The sequence below is a fragment of the Mediterraneibacter hominis genome (assembly GCF_014287475.1).
In the GTDB taxonomy this organism is placed as follows: Bacteria; Bacillota; Clostridia; order Lachnospirales; family Lachnospiraceae; genus Mediterraneibacter; species Mediterraneibacter hominis.
Map to the genome: position 1 here is coordinate 1,375,388 of NZ_JACOPF010000001.1, position 20,378 is coordinate 1,395,765.

The window sequence follows — 20,378 nt, forward strand, 5'->3', positions numbered from 1 at the left end:
TTGCATCGTTCGTCAGGGCTTCGCCGAAATTCCTCACTCACGCAAAGCATCTCTTTCACACTCACACTTTCGCCAGCTTAAGTTTATAATTCGTAACGGAAAAAATCGGCTTCACGCTGCTATGCATTTCCAATCAGAAGTAGTATAGATACTTCTAATTGGAGGGCTATAACAACGTGAAGCCGTTCTCTTTTTTATGAATTTCAGTTAGGGCGCCACCTTCCTATAGACGAAGGAAAAACTTCTGACTGGGAGTCTGTAGCAGCGTGAAGCCGGTTCTGTTCTGTCTGAAATTATAAACTTAAGCTGGCGAAAGTGTAAGCGAGGGAGGGAGTGTGTTGCAAAAGTGAGGAATTCTGGCGAAGTCCTAACGAACGTTGCAATACACTCCCTCTTGCGCGAACCATTTCATCAGTTTCCGCAGTGCCAGCTCAATTCCGCTACGCTTCATTTCGCTATCGGCAGTCGCCGAATGAAAAGAAACAGAAAGCCCCCTGCTTACATGCAAGCATGACACAGGGACTTCCTGTTCTTTTCGCACTGCTTGTTGCTTCGTTAACTTTATATTTCCTGCACTCCTATTGCCTGCATATGCTGCGCGGCAAATCTATCTTTTGTGAGTTTTTTTTCATAGTAAACGCTGCCTTTATTTTCATAGGGATCGTTGAAATAATATCCATTTGCATCATATCCTGTCATTACCATGCAGTGTTCATTCGATATCCATGTAAAGGTTTCTTTTGTATCCAGCAGCATCCACTGTGGTCCAATCACTGGAGCACGCATATTAATACATGCCCACAAAATAACTGGCATACCTTTATCTATATAAGTTTTTGTCAAATATTCTATCGTTTGTCCAGTTTCATCCAATACTTTAAATGCTCGTTCTCCAAGCTGTGCCTTTATCCCTGGTTCTCCCAACACCTTTTCTAAAGCACTGCATATCACCGGCGCATAGCAGCCGAATGCATCTTCGTCATAAGGGCTCCCGCAGAAATATTCATAGGGACTGGGTCCATAAATTTCTCCATTCACCGTTTCGAATGCCCTGCATGGAAGATAGTCCTGTATAAATTCATCCACCGTAAGTTCAACTCCAAGGAATCTCAACAGCATCGTAGCAGATACACTTTCGCATCCCGTCGGATACCTTCTGCTTTGGTCGATATACGGTACATTTATTCTAATCATTTTCCGCCGCCTTTTGAGACCGTCCCAAAAATAGTTTCATACTAAATAATACCAAAAGTAACAGTGCGGCACTAAGTCCAAGTGTGATCCACCATACTTTTATCAGTCCTGCGATTATGTAGCCAACCATACATACACCGGCGACAACTGCCGCGTACTGCATCTGTGTAGAGACATGATTAATATGATTACTCTGTGCTCCCGCGGAGGACATAACGGTTGTGTCCGATATAGGTGAGATATGATCTCCACACACAGCTCCTGCAAGCACTGCAGAAACGGCAATCACCATCATTTCCATATTCGAAGCGTCCGAAAACATAGCGACTACAATCGGCACCAAAATAGCAAATGTTCCCCAGGAAGTCCCTGTAGAAAATGAAAGAAAAATTGCAACCGCAAACATTATGACTGGTATAAAAATGCTGGCGTGTGCATTGCTGCCCACAACATTCCCTACAAAATCCGCAATGCCGAGCGCATCGCCTACGCCTTTCAAAGACCATGCAAAGATAAGAATTGCCACAGCCGGTATCATAAGCTTAAATCCCTCTACAAAGCTGTCCATAAATCCTTTGAACGTAATAACCTTTCGCGGCATATACAAAAGAAACATAAACAATACCGTCACCATTGTGGCAAAAATAAGGCTTGTCTCCGAATCACACCCCGAAAAGGCGGTCACTAAATCGGTTGCTCCCCCTAAGAAGCCCGTATAAATCATTGCTCCTATAGCCGAAACAATCAACACAGCTACCGGAAGTACAAGATCGATTACTTTTCCTTTTTTAGAACCAGATTCCTCCTCTATTTTGTCAAACTCTTCTCCTCCGCTTGTAAACAAATCTCCCTTTTCTGCATTTTTCTCGTGCTTTTTCATCAATCCAAAATCAAACCCTGAAAGAATGATAAATAGCACCATAAGAATCGTCAGAAGTGCATAAAGATTGTATGGAATTGTCCGCAGAAAAAGCTGAAATCCTGTAATCCCCGCATTCTCAGGTACATAAGAATTCACCGCAGCCGCCCAGCTTGAAATCGGAGCAATGATACATACCGGAGCCGCTGTCGCATCAATAATATATGCAAGCTTTGCCCTGGATACTTTATAGCGGTCTGTCACAGGACGCATTACGGAACCTACAGTCAGACAGTTAAAATAATCGTCTACAAAGATTAAAACCCCAAGTCCAGTTGTCGCAAGCAATGCGCTTTTCTTACTTTTGATCTTTTTGCCCGCCCAGTTTCCATATGCGGACGAGCCGCCTGATTTTGCCATAAGTACGATAATCATGCCGAGCAGTACATCAAAGATAAGAATGTTTAAGTTCATACTATCCTTCATAATCTCAAAAAATGATACAAATGCGTTCCAGGGATCAAACCCACTGTATAAAAATGCTCCTACAGCAACCCCTATAAAAAGTGAACTATACACTTCCTTCGTAATAAAAGCAAGGAGGATTGCGAGAAGCGGCGGCACCAGCGACCACCACGTTCCGATAAAAATTGAACCGTCCATGAAAAAACCTCTCTCTCTTTCCTTTAGACTCTCAACAGACTTTCTGCCAACAGACATTATATACATTTTATCGAATCTTCCCGCAATATACAATCTTTTTCTTGCTTTTTACGGCTCCTCCTTATAAATTCCATTGATAATGATAGAGGCAATCCCGCAAAACAAAGCACCAATCGGATAGCATATCCAGCATATTTCCCATTTTCCAAATATAAATCCACCTATAAGAAATAGGATCGTAGCAAATATCATAATGCATCCGCACCACATTCCCTGTAGGCGTTCTTTTTGAGATGATTTCGGCTTGTTCTCTTCATTGTATTCTTTGATATTAAATTTTGACTTCTGCATGCCAGCATAGACTAGAAGCCCTGTTCCAACCGCAATAAACAAAAGCAGTACTGCATTATAGATTTCCTTTGTATATCCCTTAGCTTCCGGAAACTGTTCACTAAGTGCCGATACCACAACGCCTGCTAAAATTACCCCAATTCCTCCCGTAATAAAAACCGGAAATTTTTCTTCAAACCTCTCTATTTCCTCTTTCTTATAAAATGGCTGAATCTTCGGATATTTCTCTGCAAACCTTTTATGCTGAAGTCCTGTCGCCACAAGTACCAGCGCTCCTGCTATCACGAAACTAAATGTCACTAAATCTGATATATATGCCGGCGCATAAAAGGAATCTGCCAATATACCGCTTGCTGCTCCTAAAATAATCAATTCGATCCCAATAACAATCCTTTTGGAAAAGCAATTCATATGGCTGTCATATCCTGCCGTATCCTCTGCCAAGTCCTCTTTTGCCTCTCCCCTTAATAGCGTATCCATAGAACATCCGAACATTTCACATAACTGCAATATCTTTTCCATTTCTGGATAGGATGCATCTGCCTCCCACTTAGATATGGTCTGCCGAGACACACAAAGCTGTTCTGCTAATTGTTCCTGGGTAATATTCTTTCTTTTTCTATAAAATTGCAGATTCTGACCTAAACTCATTTTTAACTTCCTGCCTTTCTTCCTTTTCTTGACCGGTCTGGACGTATGTTTTCATCCTCCCCGATTATATGAAAATCCTTATGTAAGCACAAGCAAAATGAGGTTGCATTTAGAGAAAATCATGTAAATTTTCGGTTGCATGATAGGATAGGGGAAATTTCCTTCCCTGTCTGCCCCGATATCACAGCCAGCTCACAGCATTACTGTTTGCTGTCCTTGTTCTCCGTCTTCTCTTTCGTATATTTTCCTTTTATGTCAAAAGCATGGTTCATTGGGCCGCTTCCTGCTCCTAGATCAAGCATTGCCGACAGTGCTCCCGATATGTACTCTTTTGCCCGTCTGACAGATTCATTCATAGAAAATCCTTTTGCCAGATTCGAAGCAATTGCACTAGATAACGTACATCCTGTACCGTGTGTATTGGGATTATGAATACGTTTTCCATAAAACCACCGGCAGACTCCTTTGGAATACAGCAGATCATTGGCGTCATTTAACTGGTGTCCGCCTTTTAACAATACAGCACAGTGATAGAGCTTGCCAATTATCTCCGCCGCTGCTGTCATGTCTGCTTCTGTTTTTATCTCTATTCCTGAAAGCACTTCCGCCTCTGGAATATTGGGAGTTACTATATCCGACAGAGGAAGTAATTTCTCCTTCAATACCGAAACCGCATCATCATTGATTAATTTTGCTCCACTGGTCGCTACCATTACCGGATCTACGACAATCTGCCTGGCATGGTACTCTTTTAATTTTTCTGCTATCGCCTGTATCAATCCGGCGGAGGATACCATCCCGATTTTTACCGCATCCGGACGAATATCTGTAAATATACTGTCTAACTGCTCCTTCAAAAATGCCGGTGTCACTTCCATAATTCCTGTCACACCGGTTGTATTCTGTGCAGTTAAGGCTGTCACTGCACTCATAGCAAATACACCATTTACCGTCATTGTCTTAATGTCTGCCTGGATGCCGGCGCCTCCGCTGGAATCACTGCCAGCAATTGTCAATGCTGTTTTCATGTTTGTCTCCTTTCATAGCGTCAGTGTCAATTTCTGCTCTCTGCTTCTCTATCTTAAGATGCTCTTTTATAAAACAGCTCAAAATCCGAAAATTCTGGCAGATAAATATCTGCTGTATTCCAAATCCTCGCAAGCTGCTTGTCATTCGCTTTGTCATACACAGCCGCTGTCCTAAATCCGGCTTTTTTTGCCGTCAACACAGCATGATACGCGTCCTCAAACACCCATGTATTTTCAGGTTCTGTATCCATCTGAAGCGCCGCTGCCAGATAAATATCTGGATGTGACTTTCCACTGCCTACTTCAGAACAAGTAAAAATCCCCTGAAAATAAGAATACACCTTTAACCGTTTCAACGCTGCTTCTGTATTCTTCCTGTCTCCGGCCGTTGCGATTGACATAGGAATATTCCGTGCTCTAAATTCATTCAGGTACTGCCTTACCCCCTCTTTTAAGGGAACTTTCTCTCTATAAAACTTTGCTGCCTGTTCGCTAAGTCCCTGCACTACCTGCGGCACTGTAAGAGTGAGCCCATATACATCAATCAAATATGCCGCCCCTTCCTCCATGCTCATCTCGAACAGAATATTTCCTAAGCCTTTCTCTGCCGTAATTCCTAAGCCTTTCAAATATAATTCACCTAAGTTCTCCCAAATTGGCATGGAATTCAAAAGAGTCCCATCTACATCAAATATGACGCCTTTTATCATTTTGCTTATATTGTCCCTTTCTTTTTCCCTGACATTCTGTCTGTCATTTCTTCGGCAAGTCTATGCAGCCGCCTTGCCGCTTCCTTTATATCTGGCTGTGCAAATATAGCGCTGATAACTGCTATTCCGCAGATCCCACTTCCTTTCAGCTTCATCACATTCCTTTCATTGATTCCGCCGATAGCAATGACAGGTATATCTACTGCTTCGCAAATTTCCTTCAAAGTCTCATGGCTTACCTCTTTTGCGTCTTCCTTTGTTCCCGTTGCAAATACCGATCCTACCCCTAGATAATCTGCACCATATTTCTGAGCTTCCAGAGCTTGTTCTACTGTCTGTACCGAAACTCCAATTATTTTTTCTGTTCCCAATATGACACGTACATCCTCTGCTTCCATATCACTTTGCCCTACATGCACGCCATCTGCATCTATAGCCTTTGCTATCTCTACATCATCATTAATCACGAATGGTGTCTTATATTTTTCACAGAGTGCTTTTATCTCCCTTGCTTCCTTTAGAAATTCTTTCTTCTCCAAATTTTTTTCTCTGAGCTGTATGAAGGTGGCGCCTCCTTTCAACGCCTCTTCCACCTGTTCATACAACGTTTTTCCTGCCAGCCATCTTCTGTCTGTTACCGCGTAGAGCAACAGGCTTTCTTTAGAACACCTCATATTTTGCACCTCTTTCTAATTCATCCTCTGTCATATTATAGACTGCGTCAATGATCCGACTGCGGTATGCCGAGTTTCCGTCCCCTCTCTGCATGTATTTCCAGCCAATTTCTCCCGCAAGCCCCATCACACAGACAGATGCCGCCGCTGCCGCCAGACGTTCTTCTGGATTTGCTGCCAGATATGCTGCCATCATGCCGGACAACTGGCAGCCGGTTCCTGTAATCTTTCCCATCTCCGGACGTCCGTTCCGAATCACATAGCATGTGTCTCCATCTGAGACCAAATCAATTGCTCCTGTCACCGCAATAATAGAACCGCTTTCCTTCGCAAATTCCTTTACAAAGCCGATTGCAGTCTTTAAATTTTCCTCTGTTACTGTATCGGCGACATCCGCATCTACGCCTTTTGTAGTCCCCTTCCCATATGACAGTGTCTTTATTTCCGATATATTTCCCCGAATGGCCGTCAGGTTGATTTTTCTCATCAATTCCAGCGCTGTATTCGTGCGCAGGGTGCTTGCTCCTGCCCCAACTGGATCGAGCAAAACCGGATGTCCTAATTCGTTGGCCTTCTTTCCCGCTTTAAACATCCCCTCTATACTGGTCTTATGCAAGGTGCCAATATTGATGTTCAAACCAGAGCAAATAGAAGTAATGTCTTCTACATCCTCCGCTTCATCCGACATAATCGGACTTCCCCCGCATGCCAAAAGAATATTTGCCACATCATTGACCGTAACATAATTTGTAATATTGTGGATCAGCGGTGCTGTCTTTTTGACTTGTAACATACATTGTTTTATCATACGTCAACTCCTCCTATATTTCATAAATAGTAAAAAGCAGGTATACCAATGAGGTATACCCGCTGCAAATGCGTTTATATTCTCCCTACGTTGGCATTATCCAAATCAGGTTACGGGTCTAGGCGCTTCAGCCTACTCTCAGCCTGCTTCGCACGCAAGCTCCCCTGTTATTTTTATTGATACTTCAAGTTTCCCAGATACACATCTAGTATTTTCATTTTTTTCATTGCAGTGACAAGCACTACTGCCAAAATAGTACCACCAAAACTAGAGATGAAAAATGGAACTACAAAGCCAAACACTGCGCTTTTACTTCCCATCAAAAGTACAGCGACCGGATAGCTCAAAAGTCCTCCGATAACAGATGTTCCAAACAGCTCTCCCGCATATGCATATGGAAGATGTTTTCCATATTTGTACAATATGCCGCATAGAAATGCCCCACACATAGACCCTGGAAATGCAAGCAGTGTCCCCGTTCCCATCAAATTTCGCAAAAGACTTGTCACAAATGCCATTCCTACTGCGTACCCCGGCCCCAAAAACACGCCGCTTAATATATTAATAAAATGCTGAATCGGAGCACACTTTGAGGCGCCGACCGGAATAGATAATGGCGAACATACAATACCGACAGCTACAAGAATACCTGCCAAAGCAAGTTTTTTCACGTGATTGTTTTTCATATTAACCTCCTGAAATAACGGTCGATACTCACTGGTATCCTCTCACTCCGGAACACGGATTCCCTCGCAGGTTATTTTCGTACCTCGTACGTAAAGTACAGTAAAAACCCAGACGGCGCTCCCCGCCCAGGAAAACTTTTGTCGGATATCCGGAAATATCTTATCACAATCTACTTTTACTGTAAAGACGATTCTGTTATAATAAAAAACGGCAGTAAAATCAAATCTGTCTTTTCACCATGATTTTGTAATTCAATAAAGGAGTCTGCTATGTCCGTACAAATCGTTAAAAATTATTTTAAAAACAATAATATAAACAAAGAAATAATAGAGTTTCCCGTTTCCAGTGCAACCGTTGAACTGGCAGCCCAGGCCGCCGGAGTAGAACCTGCCCGTATCGCTAAAACCCTTTCTTTTTACACAAAAGAACGGGACGCGGCCATCCTAATCGTAACAGCAGGAGACATGAAAATAAATAATAGTAAATTCAAACATTTCTTTGGAATGAAGGCAAAAATGTTATCTGCTGATGATGTAGAAGCTTATACAGGGCATGCAATCGGGGGAGTTTGTCCCTTTGGAAATCCAGATACAGCAGTCACTTATTTAGATATATCTTTAAAGCGTTTTACCACTGTATTTCCTGCTGCCGGCAGTTCAAATTCGGCCGTAGAATTAACCTGTGGTGAACTAGAAAAATATGCCAATACAAAAGAATGGATTGATGTATGTAAATAAAAAAGTGGGAACCCCCACTTTTTTATTTACATATCTACTGTATTGAATTCTTCTCTTTTATTTCAGGAAATTCTCTATAATTACTGCCTCTGCTTCTTCTGCATTAAGCCCGAATGTCCGCAGCTTTGTAAGCTGTTCATCATTAATTCTTCCTATTGCTGCTTCATGTATAATCTGCGCATCTATATGTCTTGCATTAATTTCTGGAATAGAGCTGATTTCAGCCTCATCCATAATAATGGAGTCGCACTGAATATGTGCATGACAAAGGTTATTTCCTATTGCTTTTGGATGAAATACCTGCCTGGAAGTCCCCTTTGCTACAGAACGTGACACAATCCGCGCAGAACTGTTTTCTCCATTTAGATACACATCCATATTCGAAACTGCTGTCTGATCTTCATGCGTCATCAGCTTTTCTGTCACAAAAAGCTTTGCGTTTTCTGCCAGTTCAATATAATTTTCCCTTTCTGTAGAATCTACCCCTTTAATTTGGGATGTCTCAAGCGTAAAGACTGAATTTTCTCCCACATATATCTTTGTAACTGGATTCAGCACTTTCTTTCCAGTTCCATTGCCTTGCGCATAATGATTTTCTACATATTTTACATTGGCATTTTTTCCTACATGGAACGTATGAATACCGTCATGTCTTGTCTCACTGCATCCTTCTCCATGAATTCCACAGCCGGCAACGATTGTGACGTCTGCTCCATCTTCAATATAAAAATCGTTATATACAACGTCAATCCCTTCTTTGGACATCACGACAGGTATATGCACCTGCTCGTCTTTTGCTTCCCCACTGATATGAATGTCAATGCCCGCCTTATCCGCTTTTTTTACTATCTGGATATGTCTGCTGTCTCCATGACACACAGCCATACCGTTCAGTCTTAAATTATATGCTCCCTCCTGCTTAAATCCATAGGAATCTATTACATTTAATACGTCCTGCGTCACTTTATTAAGCTCCATAGAGATCCCCTCCTTTTTGTCTGCGGCATTCACAGGAATCTAACTCTTTTCCAAATAAGCTCGGCATAATTTCTTCTGCTGCACCGATGGATTCTAACTTTCCTTCGGAAATAACCATAATTCTATCTGCCATCTGAATAATTCGCTCTTGATGCGAAATCAAAATCAAACTTTCCTTCTTCTCTTTGTGAATCTGTTCAAACCGTTTAATCAGCATAGAAAAGCTCCACAAGTCGATTCCGGCTTCTGGTTCATCAAAAATGCAAAGTGCATGTCGTTTCGCCAAAACCGTCGCAATCTCAATCCGCTTCATTTCTCCGCCGGATAATGTTGCATCTGCCTCTCTGTCGATATATTCCCTGGCGCATAAGCCTACACTGCTAAGCAGCTCACAACAGGTTTTTTCATCCAGCACTTTTCCCGCTGCAAGAGACAACAGCCTTCTTACAGTCATTCCTTTAAAGCGTGGAGGCTGCTGAAACGCAAAACCAATTCCGGCTTTCGCCCTCTCATCAATTGACAGTTCTGTAATATCCTGTCCATCCAAATAAATTTTCCCTGCTGTCTCTTTGTAAATCCCCATCAGCAGCTTTGCCAAGGTAGATTTACCGCCTCCATTGGGTCCTGTAATCACCAACATTTCTCCATCCTGCACAGTAAAACTGACATCTGAGAGAATTTCTGACTGCCGCCCTTCTTCTAGAATATCATATGATAAATGTTCTACCTGTAACACTTGAATCACTTCCTTTTACTAATCTTGTGTGTTGTCTGTTTCTTATACCGAGAATCTCCAGAATATTTCTTTAAAACGATCGGCATAGATGCTTCCTCGTCTCCAAAGAAAAGTGAAATCATGGAAAATCTGAAAGTCTTTCAGACATATCTTTTGCATTTCTCCTTTTTCCAGTTCTTCCCTGACTGCAACTTCATATAAAAATGTAATACCGCATCCCGCTTTTGTCAACTCTTTAATCGTCTGCAGGCTTCCTACTTCCATAGATTTTTTAAAATCCTCCAGACTGTAATTCTGAGAGCTTAAAAATCTTTCCAGCACTTCTCTTGTACCAGAGCCTGGTTCACGAAGTAAAAGACGCTCTCCAAACAAGTCCTCTACTTTCTCTGTCTTCTTCAAAAATGAATAATTTCTGCCACAAACAGCAATATATCTTTCTGTAGAATAATGTAGAAACTCATATTCTCTTTTCTTAAAAAAACCTTCTACAATCGCAAAATCTATCTTGCCCTCATCTAGTCTGTTTAACAAAGCATTTGTATTTTCCACTTCCATATGTATTTTCGCATCGGGATATCTGGACAAATACTTTTGCAAAACCTTGCCCATGAGCGCGTCTCCTACTGTTCTGGTCGCTCCAAACCGTATTTCCTTTAATTCTTCCCCTTCTCTTATCATTTCATTCTGAAGAAAAAGCTCATCATGTTTCATAGTCAGTGAAGCATTTCTAAGCAGTTCTCCTGCATTTGTCAAACGTAGTTTTTTTCCTTCATAGTGAAACAGCTTTGTATGGTAATACTTCTCCAGAAAACGAATATGCTGTGAGACTGCCGGCTGCGTAATATGCAGTTCCTCTGATGCCCTTGTAAAATTCATACACTGACAAACTGTCAAAAATGTTTCCATCCGAAAATCAAGCATGACAACCCCTCTTAATCTTCAACCTCTTAACTGTATCTTCTTGTGAACAAATGCGGGATACTCGTTTATTCGAATAGCCCGCACTCCTTATATGCTGAATCCTCAGCTTTATATTAACTACTCCCTGCACTTATCATAACATATATTTATTATAAAATAAATATATATAATTATATTTTATTATATTTTTATGCTATTATTTTTTAGACGGCACATATACCTGGTAAATTTTGTATACTGTACTGGTACATTGCCTGTTTGTTACATATTATCTGTCAATTGGAGGATTTTATTATGAACTTTATAAAAAGAAATGGAGCTGGAATCTCACTTTGCCTAGTTATTTCTATACCAGCATGGTTTTTAGGTCAAATATTCCCTGTAATTGGAGGGCCTGTATTTTCTATCCTATTTGGGATGGTGCTTACTCTTCTTATAACCAAAAAAGACACGCTTGCCGGAGGGATCCAATTCACTTCCAAAAAGATCTTACAGGCAGCCGTTATACTTCTGGGATTCGGTATGAATCTTACTGAAATCCTGGCAAAAGGAAAACAGTCTCTCCCCATTATCCTCTCTACCATTGCCACATCTCTGGCAATTTCATTCCTGCTTTATAAAGCATTGAAATTAAGGCCTAATAATGCCATTTTAGTAGGCGTCGGTTCCTCTATCTGCGGCGGCAGCGCCATCGCCGCCACAGCTCCTGTAATCCATGCCTCCGATGAGGAAGTCGCACAGTCTATCTCTGTTATCTTCCTCTTCAATGTCCTTGCAGCACTTCTCTTTCCTGCACTAGGCCAGGTTCTCCATCTAAGCAATGAAGGTTTCGGGTTGTTTGCAGGAACGGCAATCAATGATACCTCTTCTGTCACAGCGGCCGCTGCTGCATGGGACGGTATGCATGCCAGCCACACACTGGAATCTGCAACGATTGTCAAAATGACCCGAACGTTGGCAATTATTCCGATTACACTCGTACTCGCCCTCTACAGAGGGAAAAAGGAAAAAAATAAAAAAGACTCTTCCTTCAGCCTGAAAAAGTCTTTCCCATTTTTTGTTTTATTCTTCATTCTCGCCAGCGTAATTACAACTGTTTTCCAACTGCCTGCCACAGTCACTGCACCTTTAAAAGAATGTAGCAAGTTCTTAATTGTAATAGCAATGGCAGCAATCGGATTAAACACAAACATTATAAAGCTTGTGCGTACCGGAGGAAAACCGATTTTTACCGGATTTTGCTGCTGGACAGGAATTACCCTGGTAAGTCTTGGAATGCAGCATATCCTGCATATATGGTAAAGCTCTAAATTTTGCTACATCCATATAAAAAATGATTTCTTCATATATTTTCTATAAAAGCATGCTATAATACAATTAAAGAAAAGTAGTATAAAAGACTGCTTTTTATATCTGCAAGGAGGGATATCTATGTTAGTAGTAACTACGGAGAAAATACCCGGACAGGAGTTTGAAGTCCTGGGACTTGTCAAAGGAAGTACGATCCAATGTAAAAATATAGGGCGTGATATTGGAAGCTCCTTTAAAAATTTAGTGGGCGGTGAAATGAAATCATACGTGGAAATGATGAACCAGGCACGAGATATTGCTTATGAACGCATGGTACAGGATGCTGCCAGATTTCCTGCTGACGCGATCGTTGCTATGCGCTTTGCAACCAGTTCTATTGCACAGGGCGCTGCCGAGGTTATGGCATATGGAACTGCTGTAAAGTTTAAGTAGCACAATATTTCCAAATAATCTCCAGTTTTATACTATGTCTCCTGTCAAATTGACAGGAGACATATCATTCATTACGAACTCTTTTTTTGTGAAATAATTCAAATATACATGGTACAGCCGTCAGTATCATCACCATTCCATACAGCAAGCCGCCAATAAGAACAGCTGCTGCTGGCTGTACAACTTCCATTCCGGCTCCAATTCCGGTCGCCGCTGAAAATACAGCACCGATAATCGCCGCTGCTGTCATAGCAGTAGGACACATTTCCTTCTTTCCTGCACAAAGTATAGCATCTATTCTATTCATTCCTTCCTTTTCAAATTGGTTCATATTTTTTATCAATACAGCAACATGCTTTCCCATTATTACGCTTAAAATCAAAAATCCGATTACCGCCGGAGCACTCATTGGCTGCCCTGTCACAATTAACGCCAAAAATCCCCCTGTATATGCAAGCCCTACAGAAAGCAGCAGTAGAAACGGAATGTAAAAGGATTGAAACACTGCTGCCAGAATAAAATATACACACGCGCTGGCCATACCTACTGTTTTCCAGACTTCCATTCCTACGGATTTTACCGCCTCTCCTCCTGTTATTTTCACTTTACATCCATCCGGCAGACTCTGTGCATTTAGCTTTTCCTGTATGTGACTTTTTACCTCTTTGACACGATACCCTTCCTGTATCTGCGCTGTCACCTGCATATACCTGCTCCCATCTGTTTTCCGGATTGTCTGGTATACATCTCTTTCCTCAAGTACAGCGATTTCTTTTAAGGGAACTTCCTTTTCACTTCCATCCTCTAATTCTGCATGCAGTACAAATGTCTGAATGTCTCCTTCTTTCTCCAGTTCTTTTTCCATATCCTTTATCATAACATCAAATATCCCGTCTGCTGTTTCAAGAACTGCCGCTATATCCTTGTAGTCTGTCATTTTCGCCTCTATCTGTCTATATACATCCTCAACCGTCAGATTATACAGTGCTGCTTTCTCCTTCTGTACGGTTACTCTGACTTCCTTTTTTGTATCATCCAGAATTCCTGTTGCCTCTTCTGTACCTTTTATTTCTTCCAGTGTTTTTTTCACCTCTTCCGCCGCCTGCTTCACTGTCTCGGTTTCATCTCCTGTGATTTCCACTGTAATTCCAGATGTTCCTGCCTGTTTTGTATATTCCTGCATAGTCTGTACCTGCAAAGAATATGGAATCGATTGTAGTTTTTTCTCAATCTCCTTCTCCAGGGTATCTGTTGATATAACCTCCTTTTCTTTTGTCTGTATATAAAATTGTACCATATAAGCCTGTTTTGTATCTGAATCTAAAGTTTCGTCCAATGACACAAACCCGACGTCCCCGACACTTTCTATTTCTGAGATCTTTCGTGCCACGTCATCCGCCGCCTCTTTCACATTGTCTCTCTCTGTTTCTCCTTCTATCTCCATTCTCACATAAAACTGGGAGCTTTCCATCTCCGGCAGTATCGTTTCCTCTTTGGAAAAAGCTATCCAGCCGCACATACACAACAATCCAACTGTCCCTGTCAGCAGTATGATTTTTTGATATTTTTTCTTCCTTGAAATACGCTCTTGTATCTTTTCTATTCTTAAAGAAAATTTCCATTCACGTTTGTCTGCTCCTTTAAAAAAGAATGTATACAATACAGGCACTATAGCAAACACACAGAATATACCTGCTATCAAAACATACACCGCCGTCCTCCCAGCCTCTCTGTACAGAATATGCTCTCTTTCTCCTGCAAAAATTTCTGGTAAAAATACTGCTGTCAACCCAAGTACCGTTGCCGCAAATGTTCCTGCATATTGTCTTGTTCCTTTCACAGCAGACATACAGACAGGCAGATATTCCTTCGTCTCTGTCTGATGTATATTCTCCAGCACTGTATTTGTTCCATCTATTATAAATACTGTCCCTGCCGCCAGAACAGATAACGAAACAAAATTAAGAGAACCTCCTTTTAGACACAGCAACGCTAACATCAGAAATATACCGGCTAACACCGAACTCATAACCAATAATCCTGCCCGCAAATTTCTCAAGGTACTTCCAATAACCAGAAGCAGAAAAATACTTGCATAAAACAAGTGCTTCCCCATTGAAGCTGCCAGCGTTTCCATATACTCAGTACTGCTCTGTAATATCACACATTTCATTTGTGAATTCTCTTTTTCCAAGTCTCTTAATTTCGCTTGTATCCGTCCGCAGACCTCCCCGTCCGAATATCCCGTCTCCTTTTGTACACTGATAAGAACGCCTCTTTTTCCATTGATCTCTGCATATGTTTTGTCTCCCTTTTCAACAACGCAAATATCTGCTACATCCGACAGATATACAGGCTTTGTCCCTTCTAATTCTAAAATAGGAAGGCTTTCAAGCTCCTGGATGGAATGGAGTGTATCCCCTACCCAGATGTAATATGCATTTCCATTCTTTTCTATATATTCTGCTGACATGCCAAAATTCTGCGCCGTTAGAATCTCCTTCACCTTTTCCACTGTTAAAAGTGTTCCGGTTTCTGGCAGTGTCTCATCCGTTCTGTCCGTTTCTTCCTTTTCTGCCAATTTCGTATTTTGTGCCGCCAATTCTAGAATCTTCTGACTGTCAAGCTCCCCTAATTTTTCTTCTGCTTCTTTGAATGACAAAGTATCTGTCTTGAGCGTATCTTTTAGTGTTTCTGCCTTTTCTTTTTCAGATTCCAATGCAGATACCGCGTTGTCCAGGCTATCCTTCTGTGATTGAATCTGAAGCAGGGCACTTTGTATCTGGGCAAAATTTTGTTCATAATGTTCGATTGTTTCCAGTTCTTCTTCCAGAATCTTTTTTTGTTCCTGTAATTTTTCTTCATCCTCCGATTCCGTATTTTCTGCCTGTCTGCATATTGATTCATAGCTCTCTTTTATCTCAGATTCCTGTACCTTTACTGTATCTAACGCCTTTTTACGATTCTCGCTTTCCTGCTGCTTAACATCCAGCATATTCTCAGTCTGTGAAAACTGTACTTCTGCCAGATTAAGTTCTCTTTGTTTCACTTCAAGCTGTGAACGAAGGACTTCCATGCTTTGCCCTCCGTATGTCTGTTCTGTCTCTTCCTCTTTTTCTTTTGCTGTTTTCAGCTCCTCCTCTGCTGATTTCCTCTGTGCTTCTAGTGTTTCTTCTGTCTGTATATTTTTCTCTTCTATTTTTTCTGGGTGAAGCGTTATCTGCACCCCTTGCTCCGCCGCCCCCATAGTTTGGACATATGCCACTCCTTCCAGGCGCTTCAGCTGAGGGAGTATTTTTTCTTCTGTAAGCTGAGACGCCTTTACAGGATCCCCTCCGCTTGTGCTGATCGCTGCGACTATAACAGGATCCGCCTCTGAATCCATCTTCAAAATATCCGGCTTAGACGCACTGTCCGGAAGGACTTCCATTGCCTGTTCTACCCGTTCTCTTGTCTCCATAACCGCTGTATCTATGTCCGTACCTTTGCCAAGTTCCAGAACAACAGTAGAAACACCCGTTTGGGATGTGGAACGGATATGCTCTACATTTTGAACAGATGAAACCGCATTTTCGATTTCTTTTGTCACCTTCTGCTCTACTGTTTCAGGACCCGCCTGTTCATACAAAGTCATAATCGCAATACAAGGTGCATCTGCAGCAGGCAGGGACTCTATTTCTATATTCCGAAAACCTTCCATGCTCAAAATCAAAATTATCAGAACACCCACAATCATTATATATGGATTTTTGACACATATTTTAGATAGCATGCTATATTTATACCTCCCAGACAGCTTGATTGAGCTTATACAATAACTAGCCTTCTGGATTAGTATTTCCGGTTCTCTTGTATTTATTAAGAAAGAATTTACACTATAAATCCACACAACTATGTCTAAGTTAACAAAATATAAATTTAACGAAGCAACAAGCAGTGCGAAAAGAACAGGCAAACTCTGTGTCATGCTTGCATGTAAACAGAAGTTTGTCTGCTTCTTTTCATTCGGCGACTGCCGATAGCGAAATGGAGCACATGCGGAATTGAGCTGGCACTGCGGAAGTTGACAAAAATGGTTCGCGCAAGAGGGCGTGTATTGCAACGTTCGTCAGGGCTTCGCCGAAATTCCTCACTTTTGCAACACACGCCCTCTTGCGCTTACACTTTCGCCAGCTTAAGTTTATAATTTCAGACAGAAAAGAATCGACTTCATGCTACTACAAAATTCCAGTCAGAAGTAAACAAATTTTTCTGATTAGAAATTCGTAGCAACGTGAAGTCGATTTCTTTTAAGTGAAATTTAACTAATAAGGTGTCTTCCGAATGGCGGGGAAAAACTTCTGACTGGAAGTGACAGCAAAAACACTGTGTCAGATAAGCAGGGCATTGACAAGGAGCGTTCCGAATACAGTTCGCCTGGTTCTTAGCGCAAAGCATCTGTGTGTTCCAATGGACACACAGATGCTTTGTGCTTAGAAGCACTCGAACGGATGAGGTAAAGCGGGTCCTGCCCTGTGTTCTGATACAGTGTTTTTTGCGTACCTTCTATTAAAATTTTTTAACAGACAAGGAATACATTTTGTCAGTTAAATTTATATATTTCCAAGGAGTTTATCTACGCTTATTAATTTTACGCTTAGTACAAAAATTTCTGTTGCTTCTTTTAGTTCTTCCAGCGTTGGGTAAGTTGGAGCGATTCGAATATTACTGTCGTGTGGATCTTTTCCGTAAGGATAAGTTGCCCCTGCCCCTGTCATGACGAGTCCAGCCTCCTTTGCTTTTGCGACGATTGCTTTTGCACATCCTTCCAGTGCATCAAAGGAAATAAAATATCCTCCGCGCGGAGCAATCCAAGAACCAATTTCCAAACCGCCCAGCTCGTTCTCTAATGTAGTAAGTACCGCTTCAAATTTTGGACGAATAATTTCTGCGTGTTTTCTCATATGGGCATGGATTCCTTCTAAATCTTTGAAAAACTTTACATGCCTAAGCTGATTGATTTTATCATGGCCTATCGTTTGCATTTTCATCGTACTGCTGACATCTTTTAGATTTGCTTTGGAAGCAGCCAAAGCAGCAAGTCCAGAACCAGAAAAACTGATTTTGGATGTGGAAGAAAATTTATATACCATGTCTGGATTTCCAGCCTTTTTGCATTCTTCTAGAATTTCCAAAAGCTGATCCTGTCTATCCTCATAGAGATGATGTACGCCATACGCATTGTCCCAGTAGATTCTAAAATCTTCTGCTGCCGGCTTTAAATTTGCAAAACGGCGGACTGTTTCATCTGAATATGTAATTCCCTGTGGATTTGAATATTTTGGAACACACCAGATTCCTTTTACAGCGGCATCTGTGCTGGCAAGTTCTTCTACCATGTCCATATCCGGTCCATCCTCTGACATCGGGATAAGAATCATCTCTATTCCAAAATGCTCTGTAATTCCAAAATGTCTGTCGTATCCCGGAACAGGACATAAAAATTTTATCTTATCCAGTTTGCACCAGGGCGTACTTCCCATCACACCATGTGTCATAGAGCGCGCCACTGTGTCATACATGATATTCAGACTTGAATTTCCAAATACAATCACATTGTCGGGGGACACTTCCATCATATCTGCAAGCAGCTTCTTCGCCTCTGGAATTCCGTCTAATGCACCATAATTTCTACAGTCTATCCCATTCTCACAGAACATTGTACTACTGCTGTCCAGCACATCCAGCATACCCATAGAAAGGTTCAGCTGCTCTGCAGACGGTTTTCCTCTGGACATATCCATTTTAAGCCCTTTTGCCTTTATTTGTGCAAACTTTTTCTCCAGACTGTCCTTTAACTGTTTTAGTTCCTCCCTGCTTAAATCTTTATAAGCTGTCATTTCGAAATCCTCCACTTTCTTCCATGTTTGTCTCACTTCATGTTATTGTATCGTCAAAATGCGATTTCGTCAATCCCTTCTTGCATTTTTGCTGTTTTTAAAACGAATTTCTGCTGTATTTCTCCAAAATTATGACTTAATATTTTTCTAATTATTCATTTTACATATAATCTCCGACGTCCATTCTATCAGTTTATGCGTAACTTCATCTAAACTCCTGTCAGGTATTCCTATTTCCTTTTTCATCTGCATAGCAGTATATAAAATCTCTCGATCCTTTCCGGTCAATTTTACGAATAATTCTGCCTTTTTATAGATATACGCCTGGGTTTCTAAAAAGTACTTCGCCTGCAGCACAAAAACCGCTGCTTTATACAGCTGCGCGGTAATCTCCATTTGTTGTTCATGGACGATATTGTGACATGCACCATGGTAAATATTGCATGCACCCATATGTACTGCATGTCGTATGTCTTCTTTCGTCACAGATGCAAGCACATTTTCAAGACTTCCTTTCAGGGGTACAGTATCACGACAAAACTGAAACAAGTCAGGCTTCGCCCAATTTTCTATCTCCCTTCTGCCGGAAATAAAGCCGCATGCCTTTTCTCTATATGGCAAGGCATCCAGCATCTTCCTGTAAAGCCGCAGATCCGCCGCAAGCAGCTTATCCAAAATTAGTACAACGTCTACATCGCTGTTTTCTGTTTCTTCTCCACGCGCATAGCTTCCCTGTACCCCTAAAAACCATACTCTGTATCCAAATGTCTGCTCCACCGCTTCTGCATATTTTTCCAACCATTCATATATCTGAAATCCCATTCGTCTCCGCCTCCTGTCTTTTTTCGCTGTTGTTCCACTGACTGATATGTGATACCTACGTGTTAAAATCTTATAACTAAGCGTATCATATTTATTTTCTTTTTTCTATCATTCTGTGTTATAATCAGAAACGGAAATTTTTTAGAAAGGCTTAGAAAATACAATGCTAGAAATCATTATCTGCGACGACGAAAAAGCCCTCCGCAAAAATTTGAGGAAAATTATTGCCACCGAATTAGATTTGTGTGGTATTGCATATCATATCATGGAATATTCAAGTGGAGAAGAATTGCTGCAAGAGCTCCATGTTTACGATTATCAGATTCTTTTTCTGGATATAGAAATGAAACATTTAAACGGGATTGAAACAGCAAAAAAATTGAGAGCTATGCATCGTACCGCCCAAATTATTTTTGTTACCTCTTATCAGGACTTTGTATTCCAGGGATATGAAGTGCGTGCGTTAAACTATATTATGAAGCCTTATCAGCCTGGCAAAATTACAGAGGTACTCCATACTGCTCTCAAAGAATTGGATTATACTGCCCAGAAGTATTTTGTCGTACAAAAAAAGGATGGCGACATCCGTCTTCCTCTTTCTTCGATTAAGTATTTTGCCAGTGAACGCCGAATCATCCATGTTTTTACAACCGATGCCTCCTACACCTTCTACGGCAGGTTAAATGAGTTGTCCCCACAGCTAAATACGACTTTCGTGAGAATCCATAACCGCTATCTTGTCAATCTGAAATATGTGCAGAGTATACAGAGCAACACTGTACTTATAGACGGTGAGGAACTGCCTGTAAGTCGTTCCTGCAAAGCCGATCTGGAAATCGCATTTGCCAAATATATATTGTGTTAATATCAAAATCTCTGGCAATACAAGGCTATCCTGTAGTTGCCAGAGATTTTCCGGTTATTTCTGGTTATTTCT

The 20,378-nt window shown here is 41.3% G+C and carries 18 protein-coding genes and 1 riboswitch; of the genes, 4 read left to right on the forward strand and 14 right to left on the reverse strand.

The features are described from left to right. Nucleotides 1–561: 561 nt before the first annotated feature. From H8S37_RS06675 to thiW, 8 genes are all read right to left on the reverse strand, one after another. Nucleotides 562–1,194, reverse strand: a complete 633-nt coding sequence (locus H8S37_RS06675; RefSeq protein WP_186875217.1) for a C39 family peptidase — start codon at nucleotides 1,192–1,194, stop codon at nucleotides 562–564. Continuing rightward, on the reverse strand, nucleotides 1,187–2,716 hold the full coding sequence (locus H8S37_RS06680; RefSeq protein ID WP_186875218.1) for a Na+/H+ antiporter NhaC family protein: 1,530 nt from the start codon (nucleotides 2,714–2,716) through the stop codon (nucleotides 1,187–1,189). Before H8S37_RS06680 ends, H8S37_RS06675 begins: the two co-directional genes overlap by 8 nt. 108 nt (nucleotides 2,717–2,824) lie before the next feature. After that, nucleotides 2,825–3,718: a helix-turn-helix domain-containing protein gene (locus H8S37_RS06685; protein ID WP_186875219.1), complete on the reverse strand. Its 894-nt coding sequence runs from the start codon at nucleotides 3,716–3,718 to the stop codon at nucleotides 2,825–2,827. Between the two features lie 200 nt (nucleotides 3,719–3,918). Beyond that, nucleotides 3,919–4,746 carry a bifunctional hydroxymethylpyrimidine kinase/phosphomethylpyrimidine kinase gene (gene thiD, locus H8S37_RS06690; protein WP_186875220.1) on the reverse strand — a complete coding sequence of 276 codons (828 nt, stop codon included), beginning with the start codon at nucleotides 4,744–4,746 and terminating at the stop codon, nucleotides 3,919–3,921. 53 nt (nucleotides 4,747–4,799) lie between these two features. Further along, nucleotides 4,800–5,456, reverse strand: a complete 657-nt coding sequence (locus H8S37_RS06695; RefSeq protein ID WP_186875221.1) for an HAD family hydrolase — start codon at nucleotides 5,454–5,456, stop codon at nucleotides 4,800–4,802. A 5-nt stretch (nucleotides 5,457–5,461) separates the two neighbouring features. Continuing rightward, nucleotides 5,462–6,130 (reverse strand): thiamine phosphate synthase, encoded by a 669-nt coding sequence (thiE, locus tag H8S37_RS06700; RefSeq protein WP_186875222.1) that lies wholly within the window; start codon nucleotides 6,128–6,130, stop codon nucleotides 5,462–5,464. Then, nucleotides 6,117–6,938, reverse strand: a complete 822-nt coding sequence (gene thiM / locus H8S37_RS06705) for a hydroxyethylthiazole kinase (RefSeq protein ID WP_186875223.1) — start codon at nucleotides 6,936–6,938, stop codon at nucleotides 6,117–6,119. Before thiM ends, thiE begins: the two co-directional genes overlap by 14 nt. Before the next feature lie 64 nt (nucleotides 6,939–7,002). Next, nucleotides 7,003–7,114: riboswitch (TPP riboswitch) on the reverse strand. Then, nucleotides 7,112–7,624: an energy coupling factor transporter S component ThiW gene (thiW, locus tag H8S37_RS06710; RefSeq protein ID WP_186875224.1), complete on the reverse strand. Its 513-nt coding sequence runs from the start codon at nucleotides 7,622–7,624 to the stop codon at nucleotides 7,112–7,114. Its footprint overlaps the riboswitch before it by 3 nt. 270 nt (nucleotides 7,625–7,894) lie before the next feature. On the opposite strand from thiW, the gene H8S37_RS06715 reads away from it, so the two are divergent. Further along, on the forward strand, nucleotides 7,895–8,362 hold the full coding sequence (locus H8S37_RS06715) for a YbaK/EbsC family protein (protein ID WP_186875225.1): 468 nt from the start codon (nucleotides 7,895–7,897) through the stop codon (nucleotides 8,360–8,362). A gap of 57 nt (nucleotides 8,363–8,419) precedes the next feature. On the opposite strand, the gene H8S37_RS06720 is transcribed toward H8S37_RS06715, so the two are convergent. Genes H8S37_RS06720 through H8S37_RS06730 form a run of 3 tightly spaced genes read right to left on the reverse strand, consistent with a single transcriptional unit; the run spans nucleotide 8,420 to nucleotide 10,997 of the window. Continuing rightward, nucleotides 8,420–9,340, reverse strand: coding sequence for a SufB/SufD family protein (locus H8S37_RS06720; protein WP_186875226.1), 921 nt, complete (start codon nucleotides 9,338–9,340; stop codon nucleotides 8,420–8,422). After that, nucleotides 9,330–10,076, reverse strand: a complete 747-nt coding sequence (locus H8S37_RS06725) for an ABC transporter ATP-binding protein (RefSeq protein WP_186875227.1) — start codon at nucleotides 10,074–10,076, stop codon at nucleotides 9,330–9,332. Before H8S37_RS06725 ends, H8S37_RS06720 begins: the two co-directional genes overlap by 11 nt. Before the next feature lie 42 nt (nucleotides 10,077–10,118). Then, entirely contained in the window at nucleotides 10,119–10,997 is an 879-nt protein-coding gene (locus H8S37_RS06730) for a LysR family transcriptional regulator (protein ID WP_186875228.1), read from the reverse strand. Between the two features lie 294 nt (nucleotides 10,998–11,291). Between H8S37_RS06730 and H8S37_RS06735 the strand changes: the two genes are divergently transcribed. Then, entirely contained in the window at nucleotides 11,292–12,299 is a 1,008-nt protein-coding gene (locus tag H8S37_RS06735; protein ID WP_186875229.1) for a YeiH family protein, read from the forward strand. A gap of 129 nt (nucleotides 12,300–12,428) precedes the next feature. Further along, nucleotides 12,429–12,740 carry a heavy metal-binding domain-containing protein gene (locus tag H8S37_RS06740; protein ID WP_186875230.1) on the forward strand — a complete coding sequence of 104 codons (312 nt, stop codon included), beginning with the start codon at nucleotides 12,429–12,431 and terminating at the stop codon, nucleotides 12,738–12,740. A 64-nt stretch (nucleotides 12,741–12,804) separates the two neighbouring features. On the opposite strand, the gene H8S37_RS06745 is transcribed toward H8S37_RS06740, so the two are convergent. From H8S37_RS06745 to H8S37_RS06755, 3 genes are all read right to left on the reverse strand, one after another. Further along, a complete protein-coding gene (locus H8S37_RS06745; protein ID WP_186875231.1) occupies nucleotides 12,805–16,512 on the reverse strand; it encodes an efflux RND transporter permease subunit in 3,708 nt (1,235 codons plus the stop codon). Between the two features lie 820 nt (nucleotides 16,513–17,332). Continuing rightward, a complete protein-coding gene (locus H8S37_RS06750; protein ID WP_186875232.1) occupies nucleotides 17,333–18,619 on the reverse strand; it encodes an aminotransferase class I/II-fold pyridoxal phosphate-dependent enzyme in 1,287 nt (428 codons plus the stop codon). A gap of 147 nt (nucleotides 18,620–18,766) precedes the next feature. After that, on the reverse strand, nucleotides 18,767–19,441 hold the full coding sequence (locus H8S37_RS06755) for a nucleotidyltransferase domain-containing protein (RefSeq protein ID WP_186875233.1): 675 nt from the start codon (nucleotides 19,439–19,441) through the stop codon (nucleotides 18,767–18,769). Between the two features lie 163 nt (nucleotides 19,442–19,604). On the opposite strand from H8S37_RS06755, the gene H8S37_RS06760 reads away from it, so the two are divergent. Beyond that, nucleotides 19,605–20,306: a LytR/AlgR family response regulator transcription factor gene (locus H8S37_RS06760; RefSeq protein WP_186875234.1), complete on the forward strand. Its 702-nt coding sequence runs from the start codon at nucleotides 19,605–19,607 to the stop codon at nucleotides 20,304–20,306. Nucleotides 20,307–20,378 lie beyond the last annotated feature (72 nt).

Coding starts and splice junctions, on each gene's coding strand:
- H8S37_RS06675 (WP_186875217.1), bottom strand. CDS start 1,194: ATGATTAGAATAAATGTACCGTATATCGACCAAAGCAGAAGGTATCCG.
- H8S37_RS06680 (WP_186875218.1), bottom strand. CDS start 2,716: ATGGACGGTTCAATTTTTATCGGAACGTGGTGGTCGCTGGTGCCGCCG.
- H8S37_RS06685 (WP_186875219.1), bottom strand. CDS start 3,718: ATGAGTTTAGGTCAGAATCTGCAATTTTATAGAAAAAGAAAGAATATT.
- thiD (WP_186875220.1), bottom strand. CDS start 4,746: ATGAAAACAGCATTGACAATTGCTGGCAGTGATTCCAGCGGAGGCGCC.
- H8S37_RS06695 (WP_186875221.1), bottom strand. CDS start 5,456: ATGATAAAAGGCGTCATATTTGATGTAGATGGGACTCTTTTGAATTCC.
- thiE (WP_186875222.1), bottom strand. CDS start 6,130: ATGAGGTGTTCTAAAGAAAGCCTGTTGCTCTACGCGGTAACAGACAGA.
- thiM (WP_186875223.1), bottom strand. CDS start 6,938: ATGATAAAACAATGTATGTTACAAGTCAAAAAGACAGCACCGCTGATC.
- thiW (WP_186875224.1), bottom strand. CDS start 7,624: ATGAAAAACAATCACGTGAAAAAACTTGCTTTGGCAGGTATTCTTGTA.
- H8S37_RS06715 (WP_186875225.1), top strand. CDS start 7,895: ATGTCCGTACAAATCGTTAAAAATTATTTTAAAAACAATAATATAAAC.
- H8S37_RS06720 (WP_186875226.1), bottom strand. CDS start 9,340: ATGGAGCTTAATAAAGTGACGCAGGACGTATTAAATGTAATAGATTCC.
- H8S37_RS06730 (WP_186875228.1), bottom strand. CDS start 10,997: ATGCTTGATTTTCGGATGGAAACATTTTTGACAGTTTGTCAGTGTATG.
- H8S37_RS06735 (WP_186875229.1), top strand. CDS start 11,292: ATGAACTTTATAAAAAGAAATGGAGCTGGAATCTCACTTTGCCTAGTT.
- H8S37_RS06740 (WP_186875230.1), top strand. CDS start 12,429: ATGTTAGTAGTAACTACGGAGAAAATACCCGGACAGGAGTTTGAAGTC.
- H8S37_RS06745 (WP_186875231.1), bottom strand. CDS start 16,512: ATGCTATCTAAAATATGTGTCAAAAATCCATATATAATGATTGTGGGT.
- H8S37_RS06750 (WP_186875232.1), bottom strand. CDS start 18,619: ATGACAGCTTATAAAGATTTAAGCAGGGAGGAACTAAAACAGTTAAAG.
- H8S37_RS06755 (WP_186875233.1), bottom strand. CDS start 19,441: ATGGGATTTCAGATATATGAATGGTTGGAAAAATATGCAGAAGCGGTG.
- H8S37_RS06760 (WP_186875234.1), top strand. CDS start 19,605: ATGCTAGAAATCATTATCTGCGACGACGAAAAAGCCCTCCGCAAAAAT.